The sequence below is a fragment of the Bradyrhizobium sp. Ken51 genome (assembly GCF_055807435.1).
The window spans coordinates 12,271-23,052 of the sequence record NZ_JBVVPB010000018.1 but is presented as its reverse complement, the minus strand read 5'-3'; the positions used below and the strand labels follow the sequence as shown (position 1 = coordinate 23,052).

Sequence of the window (10,782 nt, the reverse complement as noted above, 5' to 3'; positions counted from 1 at the left end):
TCCCCCTCCCTGGAGGGACAGGGATACACCACACAAATGGCGTAAAGCTTAGGAAAGCCAGTTACCTGAGCGTTAATCTCGTTGCGTGATCGCAATCGTGTTCAGCGAGCCGCTGCGCTGCATCATGAATCGCGCGTTAATGCGAGCTGCCCGCACTCTTGTCGCCGCCGAGACTGCGCAGCCGTCCGACCACGCCGGTCGGAAAGAAGTAGACGCTGGCGATGAAGAGCAGCCCGAGCCACAGCAGCCAGCGGTCGGGATGCAACAGTCCCGGCAGCAGCGGCAGGCCGGCTTCCGACGCCGCCTTGGAGGCGACGCCCATCAGCGACTGCAGATAGTTCTGGGCGAGGATGAAGATGCTTGCCCCGATGATTGCGCCGTAGATCGTGCCCATGCCGCCGATCACGACCATCAGCAGAATGTCCAGCATGATCGAGAAGCTGAGCGAGGTATCGGGGCCGGCATAGCGCAGCCACAATGCATTGAGAATGCCGGCGCCGGCGGCGGCCAGTGCGGCGATGCAGTTGGCGTAGGTCAGGTGGAAGACGGTGCGGAAGCCGAGCGCCTCGGCGCGGAAGCGGTTTTCGCGGATCGCCTGCAGCACGCGCCCGAACGGCGAGTTCACCACCCGCAGCAAAGCGAGGATCATCAGGGTCGAGACGGCGAACACCAGATAATAGGTCAGGATGCGGCCGTTGACCTCGAATCCGAGCACGTTCTTCGAGATCAGCACCGTGCCGGGCCTGAGCAGCTCGGGCAGCTGAAAGCTGCGTCCGTCTTCGCCGCCGGTCAGCCAGGACAGCTGCGAGGCCAGCACCTGGAAGGCGGATGCGACCGCGAGCGTGATCATGGCAAAGAAGATCGCGGCCACCCGCAGCGAGAACAGTCCGATCGCAAGCGCAAGCAGCGCGGCAAGCGGCAGGCCGACCACGATGCCGGTTGCAACCGCGCCCCAATTCGGGCCCATCCCGTACAGCGCGATCGCGATCGCGTAGCTGCCGATCCCGTAGAACATGGTGTGTGCGAACGACACCGAGCCGGTATAGCCGAGCAGCAAATCGTAGGAGGCGACGAGCGCGGCGAAGACGCAAATCTTGGCCGCAACGTTCAGTGCCTTCGCCCCGGGAAACAGGAACGGCGTCGCCACCAGCGCCAGGATGATGACGACGAGAACGAGCGCGAGCACGCGGCTGCGCGGCGGATCGCCTGACAGGATCATCATCGGCTGGTCACCGCATAGAGGCCGCGCGGCCGCCACATCAGAATGGCGACCATCAGCAGGATATTGGAGACGAGGGCGAGCTTCGGCACCAGGAAGCCGCCGTAATTGGCAATCATCGCCACCAGGATCGCGCCGATGAAGCAGCCGCCGATCGAGCCGAGGCCGCCGATGATGACGACGATGAAGATCAGGACGGTGAGGTCGTCGCTCATGGAGGCGTGGACCTGCTCGCGATACAGCGCCCACATCACGCCGCCGAGGCCGGCCAGCGCCGATCCCGTCATGAACACGCCGAGGAACAGACGGCGGATGCGATAGCCGAGCGCCTCGACCATCTCGCGGTTCTCGACGCCGGCACGGATCAGAAGGCCAAGCTTGGTCCGGTTGAGCACGAGCTGGATCGCGATGAAGACGGCGAGGCCGATCAGCGTCGCCAGCACGCGGTATTTCGCGATCGCGACGTCGCCGAGGATGAAGGAGCCGCGCAGCGACGTCGGCAGCGGTGTCGGGATGATCTGTGGCCCCCACACCGCATAGAGCGTCTGCTCGGCGACGATCAGGCCGCCCGTCGTCATCAGGATCTGTTTCAGATGCTGGCCGTAGACGGGCAGGATCAGCACCCGCTCGACGATCAGGCCGAGCGCGCCGGACACTGCCATCGACAGCAAGGCCGCCGGCGCCAGCACCGCGAGGTTGATCCACAGCGAATCAGCCTGGAGGGAGGCCGCGAACGGCGCCAGCACCAGGGTCGCGACATAGGCCCCGACCGCGATGAAGGCGCCATGGCCGAAATTGAGCACGTCCATCAGGCCGAACACGAGCGTGAGCCCCGAGGCCATGATGAAGATCATCATGCCCATCGCGAGGCTCGCGGCCGTCAGCGTCAGCCAAGTGCTGGGTGAGCCGATCAGCGGGATCATCACGAGGGCGACGGCGATCGGCAGCAGGATCGGCGCGATGTCGCGCTTCGGCTTCGGCAGCGGATCGGTTGCGGCGAGCTCGGTCATTGATGCGTCTCCAGGCTCAGACCGAGCAGTCGCTCCTGCAGCGGCACGTCGGAGGCCAAGGCCGCCATCTCGCCGCGATGAACGATGGTGCCGTTGTCCATCACCAGCACGTCGTCGCCGAGCTCGCGGGCGGCAAAGAAATTCTGCTCGACCATCAGGATGGTGGCGCCCTTGCGCTTGATCTCCTTCAGGCACTCGATCAACGCCATCACGATTGCCGGAGCCAGGCCCTTGGTCGGCTCGTCGATCAGCAGGAGCTTGCGCGGTTCGACGATGGCACGGGCAATCGACAACATCTGCTTCTGTCCGCCCGAGAGACTTCCCGCGCGGGACAGCCAGAACCGGCGCAGCGCGGGGAAGAAGCCGAAAATCCAGTCGAGCTGGGCGTCGTCGAGCGGTCCGTCGCGCGCCGCCAGCACGAGATTTTCCTTCACCGTGAGGTCGGAGAACACCGCCATGCTCTCCGGCACGTAGCCGACGCCGAGCCGCGCGATGTCGGGCGTCGCACGGCTCTCGATGCGCTCGCCGGCGAGACTGATCTCGCCGGAAGAGGCCTTCCAGAGGCCCATGATGGTGCGCAGTGTCGTGGTCTTGCCGGCGCCATTGCGGCCGAGCAGCATCGTGGTCTGCCCCTGCGCGACAGCGAGATCGATACCCTGGAGGATGTGATAGCGGCCGATATGGGTGTGCACCCCGGAGAGCCTCAATAGATCGGTCACGCGGCGCTCCCTGCAACATTCTTGGGCGCGACACCGAGATAGGCCTCCTGCACGATCGGTGACGCGATCACTTCGGCAGGCCTGCCGTCCGCAACAAGCTGCCCGTTATGCAGCACGATGATGCGGTCGGCGAGCGATCGCACCACATCCATCTTGTGCTCGACCAGGAGAATGATCCTGCTCTTGTCCTGCTTAAGCTGCGCGATCAGGTTCAGCACGACCGGCACCTCGTCGATGCTCATGCCTGCGGTCGGCTCGTCGAACATGAACACCTTCGGTTCGAGCGCCATCATCAGCGCGACCTCGAGCTTGCGCTGATCGCCATGCGACAGTGCGGTCGCGGCGACGCCACGGCGGCCGCCAAGCGCGACCTGATCCAGAATAGCATCGGCGCGGGCGATCAGATCGCGGCGGACCATCCATGGCCGCAGCATGTCGTAGTGAGTGCCGTCGGCGGCCTGCACGGCGAGGCGGACGTTTTCCTCCACCGAGAGATTGGGAAAGAGATTGGTGAGCTGGAAGGCGCGCCCCAGGCCGGCACGCGTCCGCATCGGCGCGGAATGCTGGGTGATGTCGGTGCTGTCGAACAGGATGCTGCCGCTCGATGCGCGGAGCTGACCGGAGATCAAGTTGAAATAAGTGGTCTTGCCGGCGCCGTTCGGCCCAACGATGGCGGTGAGCTCGCCCGGCCGGAAACTGCAGGTGACGCTGTTGACCGCGACATGGCCGCCGAAGCGGATAGTGAGGTCGCGGGTTTCAAGGGTCAGCGTCATGGGTCTAGCAAATGGTGAGAGAGGAATATTTCCGCGATCGCGCCGCGCTCCCTCTCCCGCTTGCGGGAGAGGGGTGGGGAGAGGGTGTCTCCGCAATCGAGAGCCCCCAAGAGGACAGAGCCCTCTCCCGGCCTCTCCCGCAAGCGGGAGAGGTGAAGAAGCACCTACCGCTTGTTCTTGATCGGAACGTTCATGTCCTCGATCTTCAGCTCGCGCACCGGCTCGAGCACGGCCCAGGCGACATTCGGATCGACCTTGACCTTGAAGTGATACATGCTCTGGAGCGCCTGATGGTCTTCCTTGCGGAACATCATCTTGCCCTTCGGCGTGTCGAACTCCAGGCCTTCCATGGCGCTGATCAGCTTCTCGGTGTCGGTCGATTTCGCCTTGGTGACCGCGGCGACGACGGACATCGCGGCGGCGAAACCGCCCGCGGTGAAGAAGTCCGGCGGTGCATTGAAGCGCTTCTGGTGCTCGGCGACGAACCAGTCATTCACCGGGTTCTTCGGGATCTCGTAGAAATAATAGGTCGCGCCTTCCATGCCGGGCAGGCCCTTGTAGGCGGCGAGCGCCGGCAGGATGTTGCCGCCGGTGGACAGTTCGATGCCGTAGCGCTTCGGATCCATGTCCTGGAGTTTTGCCAGCGGATTGCCGGCGCCGGCCCAGATCACCCAGATCACCTTGCGGCCCGGCTTGTCCTTCAGCGCGTCGAACAGGCGCTGGCCGACCGCCGTGAAGTCCGTGGTCGAAGTCGGGGCATATTCTTCGGCGGCGAGCGTCGCGCCGGTCTTGCCGAGCGCCTCTTTGAAGGCGGCTACGCCGTCGCGGCCGAAGGCGTAGTCCTGCGCCAGCGTCGCGACGGTGACGCCCTGCTTGCCGATCGCGACCGCGTTCGAGATCGCATCCTGCGACGAGTTGCGCGCGGTGCGGAAGATGTAGCGATTCCACTTCTCGCCGGTAATCTGATCCGCGACCGCGGGCTCGACGATCAGGATCTTCTTGTTTTCCTCGGCGACGGGCAGGATCGCGAGCGCCGCGGCCGACGAGGTCGTGCCGATCGCGATGTCGGCCTTGTCGTCCTGATAGGCTTCCGCGAGCGCGGCCTTGGATAGATCCGGCTTGCCCTGGTCGTCCTTGGTGATGACGACGATCTTGCGCCCGTCGAGCGTCATGGTGCCCTTGGTGGCGTATTCAAAACCCATCTGCAGGCCGGTCTCGGTCTGCTTGGCATAGGCCTCGAGCGGGCCGGTCTTGCCATAGATCAGCGCGACCTTGAGATCGTCGGCCTGTGCGGACGTGCCCGCGGCGAGGGCGAGGATGGTTGTTGTTAAGATGAGCGAGCGGCGCACGATGGTCCCTCCTGGTAAATTCTTTGGCCATAGCGATTTGCACAACCGTGCAGACATTGCAATTCCACCTTCCGGCGGGACCACGCGAAGGGCATGTGTGACATTGTCCCGCCCGGCCGCGCCGGATCGCTTCTGCCGAGGAAATCGGCAGATGCAATTGTTGACCTCACCCGTGGAACGGGCTGCTCAAGCTTTGGAAATCAACGATCAAGGCCGGGGCTTACCGCCTGTATCCGTTCGCCCGGGAATAGCCCTGCCGGTTCTGTTGGGTCGAGCGGTTTGTGACGCCGGCGCGTGCTTCGCTGGAGATGGGCGTTGCGAGCTTCAGCTCCTCCAGGAAGATCGGCCGTGAGAAATAATAGCCCTGCGCGTACCGGATTTTGGTCGCAGCCTGGAGGTAGGCGAGCTCCTCGTAGGATTCGATGCCTTCGGCAATCACGGTCATGCCGAGCGCTTCGCTCAGGGATTCGATCGCGCGCAGGATGCCCTGGTTGCGTGGGCGCTTATGGATATCGGTGATGAAGGACCGGTCGATCTTGATCTCGTCCGCGGTGATGTCGGCCAGCGCCGAGAGCGAGGAATAGCCGGTGCCGAAATCGTCGATCGAGATGGCGACGCCGAGCTTGCGGAACATCGGCAGGATCTCGGCCTGGAAATGATTCTTGGCGACGAAGGCGTCTTCCGTCACCTCGATCATGAAGCGCTGCGGAAAGCCGGTGTCGTCGAGCGCCTGGGCGAAGCTGCGCATGAATTCGGGGTTGCCGGCCTGCTTGGCCGCGACGTTGATGCTGATGGTCGCTTCCGCACCGAACGTCTCGTTGATCAGGTCGATCGACTTGACGATCTCGGCGAGCACGAGATGAGTCAGCTCGTCGATCAATCCGAGTTCGGTGGCAAGATTGATGAACGAGCCCGGCGCCTGGATCACGCCCTCGTCGTCGCGCAGCCGTACCAGAGCCTCGATCCCCTTCACGTCCTGCGTGCGGATGTCGACCTTGGACTGGAAGGCGCAGCAGAAGCGTTTCTCGAGGATGGCGAGCCGCAGCGACTGCTCGATCTTCATTCGCGCCAGCGCCTCGCGCTCCATGCTGGAGTCGAAGAAGGCCGCCGATCCCTTGCCGTCATTCTTGATGCGGTACATCGCGATGTCGGCGTTCTGACGCAGTGTCTCGAAGCTACTTCCGTGATCGGGGTAGAGGCTGATGCCGACGGAGGTTGAGGCGAACACTTCCGAATTGTCGATGAAGAACGGCGCCGTCAGCCGCTCCAGCGTCGATTGCATAAATTCGGCGACTTCCTCCTGGCTCTGGATCGGCGACAGCAGCAGCAGGAATTCGTCGCCGGAGATGCGCGACAGCATGTCCGAATCGCGCAAGCCGCGTCCAAGCCGCTTCGACAGCTCGACCAGCAGCGCATCTCCCACCGCGTGGCCGTAATAGTCGTTGATGTGCTTGAAATTGTCGACGTCGAGAAAGGCGAGCGCAAAGCGCTCGCCGACGCGACCCTGCGCGAGCAGGCTGGTGGCGCGATGTTCGATAACGCGCCGCGAGGGCAGGCCGGTCAGCTCGTCGAAATAGGCCGAGCGGAACAGCTGGTCCTCGAAATTCTTCTGCTCAGTGATGTCGGAGGAGGCCGAGATCAGCAGCTCGCGTCCGTCGAGGCGGATCGGACGATGAGTGGTCAGCAGCACCTGGCGTGCGGCTCCGTCGTGGAGCGCTTCCTCGGCGACGACCGCCTGGCCGGAGCTCAGGGCCTGCCGGCAGGCTTCCAGGCGCGATGCGAGATCGCGCGAGGGGCGGCTGCCGTCCATGCCGAGCTGGGCGGCCGCGACATCGTTGACCAGGAGAAGTTCGCCCTGCGCGTCCTGCACGGTCAAGCCGGCAGGCAGCATTCTAACGATTTCCTTGAGGAATCCGAGTTCGGCTTCACTCGCGCCGGAATATTTGTTGTCGTTCATAGAAGTCATGAATCTTGTTGTTTCAGCGCGACTTTGCAATGGCCGCGATCTTGCGCGGTTCCCTCTTAAGTTTGGTTAAGGGGTCCGGAGAATTACGGTGGTGTTTTGCGGCGATGCGACGCGCGCAGCCCATCGTCATTAACAGGGCGTCAACGCGCTCGGCGAAACCGCGAACGACGCGCGCGAACGGGTTTCGTTTGCGCCGTGTCTAACCGTCCTTGGGGATACGGCATTGCATGGTGCAATGGAGTCCGGTCCTGAGATAGGAGACCTCCGTCTTGCCGTCGAAGGCCGACAGCGCCGACTTCAACAGCTTGGTGCCGAAACCTGGCTCGGAGACCTTGTCGACGCTCGGGCCCTCGGTTTCATCCCAGGTCACGGTCAGACGGTCGTCGCTGACGGTCCATGACACCTGCAACAACCCGCGCGGCGCGGAGAACGCGCCATATTTGCCTGCGTTGGTGGCGAGCTCGTGAAACATTAGCGACAGCGTGACCGCAAGCTTCGGCGGCAGGAACAGCCGTTCGCCGTTGAGCGTGAAGCGGACATGGCCATAAGGGCCGAGCTCGGAGATCAGGAGGTCGCGAATGTCGCAGCCGGCCTTGTCGATCCGCGAGATCAAATCGTCGGTCGCGGCAAGCGACCGCAGCCGCGGATCGATCCGGGCCCAGATTTGCGGCTGATCGTGCAGCACCTGATGCAGCACAGCATGCACCGTCGACAGCTTGTTCTTCAGCCGGTGCTGGAGCTCGTCGACCAGCAGCTTGCGGTAGTCTTCTTCCTCGATCAGGCGCCTGGAAATCCGGCGCTGCTCGACGAGGAGCGAGCGATAGTGCTCGACGCCCCAGATGGTGAGCGCGCAGACCGTCCAATACAGCGCCAGCAGGGCGAATCGCGCGTTATCGGCAAAGGCATCGCCGAAATTCACGACGACGCCGAGCACGCCGCCGACCAGCGCCGTGATGATGCCGATGCGGAAGCCGCCGAACGCGGCCGCAAAGAACACGGCCGGGAAATACGGCGTGAAATAGACGTCGGGCCGCACATGGGCGAGAGCCCAGCGCGCCAGCGTCGCAACCAGCAGGCAGGCGACCGCAAACGCAAGGCTCAGGCCGAGCGACGGCGGTGCTGCGCCGTGCCAGCCCTTGCGGAATTCGTCGATCAGCTTCCCCATGCGCAGTCCGGTCGCGATATGCGTTCGACAATCGAGCGGTCGCCAGGAATGTTACGCATGTCGCCGGCCCCAAGCAAAGCTTGCCTTGTCGGAAGTCGGCAGGAATAATGCCTGCTGCGGCGCCGACCGTCGCGGCGCAGTCGTCGATTGGTGTCCGCCATTTGGCGTCAAGGGGTTCGAAAACAGGGACATTCCATGGGCAGGCTGGATGGCAAGGTCGCGGTGATCACGGGCGCGACGAGCGGGATCGGGTTGCGGACTGCTGAAGTCTTCGTTGCCGAAGGTGCCAAAATTGTGATCGCGGGCCGGCGCATACCGGAAGGCGAGGCGCTGGCGAAGCAGCTCGGGCCGAATTGCGTCTTCCGCCAGACGGATGTGACGGTCGAAGCGCAGATGCAGGCGCTGATCGCGCTCGCGGTGGACAAATTCGGCCGCATCGACTGCCTGTTCAACAATGCCGGCGGTCCGGCGCAGACCGGCGGCATCGAAGGCCTCGAGGTCGAGCGCTTCGACGCGGCGATGGCGACCCTGCTGCGCAGCGTCATGCTCGGCATGAAGCACGCCGCGCCCCACATGAAGAAGCAGGGCTTTGGCAGCATCATCAACAATGGCAGCATCGCCGGCCGTCTCGCCGGCTTCTCGTCCTCGATGGTCTATGGTGCGGCCAAGGCGGCGGTGATTCATCTCACCAAATGCGTGGCGATGGAGCTCGGCGAATCCAACGTCCGCGTCAACTCGATCTCGCCTGGCGCCATCGCGACCGGCATTTTCGGCAAGGCGCTCGGGCTTTCGACCGACGCGGCGGAGAAGACGCCGGCGGTGATGCGCGAGGTTTACAAGACTGCGCAGCCGATCCCGCGCGCGGGCCTTCCCGACGACATCGCCCATGCCGCCGTGTTCCTGGCCAGCGACGAGTCCAGCTTCATCAACGGCCATGACCTCGTCATCGACGGCGCGATGACCGGCGGCCGCAACTGGAGCCAGCAGCAGCAGGGCTACGTGGCTCTGCGCAAGGCGTTCGATCAGAGGGCGTAGGCGCCACGGGCGACGAAGCCGTAGGTGGGTTAGCGAAGCGTAACCCACCACTTCTGTCACTGCGGACACCGAGAGGTGGGTTACGCCTTCGGCTAACCCACCCTACGAGAGCGATGCTCACACCGCCTTCACCCGCACCCGCAATCCATCGCGCGGTTTCGGGATCGGCCACATCTGCCAGTCCGGCTTGTAGCCGGGCTCCAGCGATACCTCGATGTTCTGCAAGAAGTGCCGCGCGAAGCATTTGGCTTGCATGTAGGCGAAGTGCAGGCCGAGGCACATATGCGCGCCGCCGCCGAACGGCACCCAGGCGAAGCGGTGACGGTTGCGCTGGGCCTCCTCGGTGAAGCGCAGCGGATCGAATCGATTCGGCTCCGGCCAGATCTCCTTCATGTGGTGCGTATAGAGCGGATTGACGCCGATCGCGGTGCCGGCCGGAATCGAAAAGCCCTTGAAGGTGAAATCGCGCATGGCGCGGCGCGGCATCGAGGGCACCGGCGGCTTGATCCGCAGCGCTTCCTTGAACGCCATCTCCGACAGCGGCATCTTTTCGAGATCGTCGAAGCTGCTCGGCGCATTAGGGGCGAGCCCCAGCGCCATGACCTCCGCGCGAAGCTTGTCCTGCCAGTCGGGATTTGCCGCGAGCTCGCCGATGAACGACGTCAGCGACGAGGTCAACGTGTCGTGCGCCGCCATCATCAGGAAGCTCATGTGGTCGATGATGTCCTGTTCCGAGAGCAGCGCGCCGTCCTCGTGGGTTGCACGGCAGAGCTGCGAGAACAGGTCATCGCCGCCGTGATTGCCGCGTCGCAGCGGAATCTGCTCGCGGAAATAAGTGACGATGCGCTTGCGTCCCCTGACGCCGGCCGCCATCTGCGTGCCGGGCAGCGGTCGGCGGATCGGGGCGACGGCGGCGGCGACCATGTCGACGAAGGCGCGGTTGATCTCGTCGACCTCCGGGCCGATGTCGGCGCCGAGAAAGGACGCGGCGGCGAGATCGAGCGTGAGCTGCTTCATCGCCGGATAAAGCTGCATCTCGCCGGGCTTGGCCTTCCACTGCGCGACGCGGGCGCCGATGCCGCGGTTGAGATCGCTCAGATACGATTTCATCGGGCCGGACTTGAACGCGACCGATAGCGCTTTGCGGTGCAGCCGGTGCTCCTCGAAATCCAGCAGCATCAATCCGCGCGGAAACAGCAGGCCGAGCACCTTGTTCCAGCCATGGGTCGAGGAGAACAGCTTTTGCTGGTCGAACAGCACGAGCTCGTTGGCCTCGGGGCCGAGCAGCACGACATTGGTCTCGCCGAAGAAGTGCGTGCGATAGATCAGGCCGTATTTGGCGCCGTTCGCCTCGATGTGCCCCTTGGGGTCGGCGAGCACCTGGAAGGTCTTGCGGATGATCGGCCAGCCTTCGTCGCCGGGGATATGTGTCAGCTCGTTGCGCTTGGGCGGAGTGAAGCCGAGCACAGGGGCGGCCACATTCTGCATCGACATGTCGATTGCTCCGGTTGGCTGGACCCGGCCAACATAGCACAATCCGGTGACG

At 63.9% G+C, this 10,782-nt stretch carries 9 protein-coding genes; 1 reads left to right on the top strand and 8 read right to left on the bottom strand.

Annotated elements, in window-relative coordinates:
- Positions 1–136 precede the first annotated feature (136 nt).
- The 7 genes from AC0L27_RS26895 to AC0L27_RS26865 all read right to left on the bottom strand — a co-directional run bounded on the left by AC0L27_RS26895 (position 137) and on the right by AC0L27_RS26865 (position 8,201).
- Positions 137–1,222 (bottom strand): branched-chain amino acid ABC transporter permease, encoded by a 1,086-nt coding sequence (locus AC0L27_RS26895; protein WP_473320820.1) that lies wholly within the window; start codon positions 1,220–1,222, stop codon positions 137–139.
- Positions 1,219–2,229, bottom strand: coding sequence for a branched-chain amino acid ABC transporter permease (locus tag AC0L27_RS26890; RefSeq protein ID WP_027566072.1), 1,011 nt, complete (start codon positions 2,227–2,229; stop codon positions 1,219–1,221). Before AC0L27_RS26890 ends, AC0L27_RS26895 begins: the two co-directional genes overlap by 4 nt.
- Positions 2,226–2,948, bottom strand: a complete 723-nt coding sequence (locus AC0L27_RS26885; protein ID WP_275168666.1) for an ABC transporter ATP-binding protein — start codon at positions 2,946–2,948, stop codon at positions 2,226–2,228. Before AC0L27_RS26885 ends, AC0L27_RS26890 begins: the two co-directional genes overlap by 4 nt.
- Positions 2,945–3,721, bottom strand: coding sequence for an ABC transporter ATP-binding protein (locus AC0L27_RS26880; protein WP_275168664.1), 777 nt, complete (start codon positions 3,719–3,721; stop codon positions 2,945–2,947). The genes AC0L27_RS26885 and AC0L27_RS26880 overlap by 4 nt, the downstream gene beginning before the upstream one ends.
- A 164-nt stretch (positions 3,722–3,885) precedes the next feature.
- On the bottom strand, positions 3,886–5,070 hold the full coding sequence (locus AC0L27_RS26875; RefSeq protein WP_354205851.1) for a substrate-binding domain-containing protein: 1,185 nt from the start codon (positions 5,068–5,070) through the stop codon (positions 3,886–3,888).
- A 220-nt stretch (positions 5,071–5,290) separates the two neighbouring features.
- Positions 5,291–7,027 carry a putative bifunctional diguanylate cyclase/phosphodiesterase gene (locus AC0L27_RS26870; RefSeq protein ID WP_354064520.1) on the bottom strand — a complete coding sequence of 579 codons (1,737 nt, stop codon included), beginning with the start codon at positions 7,025–7,027 and terminating at the stop codon, positions 5,291–5,293.
- 208 nt (positions 7,028–7,235) lie between these two features.
- Positions 7,236–8,201 carry a sensor histidine kinase gene (locus AC0L27_RS26865; RefSeq protein WP_275168660.1) on the bottom strand — a complete coding sequence of 322 codons (966 nt, stop codon included), beginning with the start codon at positions 8,199–8,201 and terminating at the stop codon, positions 7,236–7,238.
- Between the two features lie 195 nt (positions 8,202–8,396).
- On the opposite strand from AC0L27_RS26865, the gene AC0L27_RS26860 reads away from it, so the two are divergent.
- Entirely contained in the window at positions 8,397–9,236 is an 840-nt protein-coding gene (locus AC0L27_RS26860; RefSeq protein WP_354205854.1) for an SDR family NAD(P)-dependent oxidoreductase, read from the top strand.
- A gap of 117 nt (positions 9,237–9,353) precedes the next feature.
- Here the strand turns inward: AC0L27_RS26860 and AC0L27_RS26855 are convergent, their stop codons facing one another.
- Positions 9,354–10,730 carry a cytochrome P450 gene (locus tag AC0L27_RS26855; RefSeq protein ID WP_473320818.1) on the bottom strand — a complete coding sequence of 459 codons (1,377 nt, stop codon included), beginning with the start codon at positions 10,728–10,730 and terminating at the stop codon, positions 9,354–9,356.
- Positions 10,731–10,782 lie beyond the last annotated feature (52 nt).

What these genes read in the sequence shown, in the direction of transcription:
- AC0L27_RS26870 (WP_354064520.1), bottom strand. Translation starts at nt 7,027, where the DNA reads ATGAACGACAACAAATATTCCGGCGCGAGTGAAGCCGAACTCGGATTC.
- AC0L27_RS26860 (WP_354205854.1), top strand. Translation starts at nt 8,397, where the DNA reads ATGGGCAGGCTGGATGGCAAGGTCGCGGTGATCACGGGCGCGACGAGC.
- AC0L27_RS26890 (WP_027566072.1), bottom strand. Translation starts at nt 2,229, where the DNA reads ATGACCGAGCTCGCCGCAACCGATCCGCTGCCGAAGCCGAAGCGCGAC.
- AC0L27_RS26865 (WP_275168660.1), bottom strand. Translation starts at nt 8,201, where the DNA reads ATGGGGAAGCTGATCGACGAATTCCGCAAGGGCTGGCACGGCGCAGCA.
- AC0L27_RS26855 (WP_473320818.1), bottom strand. Translation starts at nt 10,730, where the DNA reads ATGTCGATGCAGAATGTGGCCGCCCCTGTGCTCGGCTTCACTCCGCCC.
- AC0L27_RS26895 (WP_473320820.1), bottom strand. Translation starts at nt 1,222, where the DNA reads ATGATGATCCTGTCAGGCGATCCGCCGCGCAGCCGCGTGCTCGCGCTC.
- AC0L27_RS26880 (WP_275168664.1), bottom strand. Translation starts at nt 3,721, where the DNA reads ATGACGCTGACCCTTGAAACCCGCGACCTCACTATCCGCTTCGGCGGC.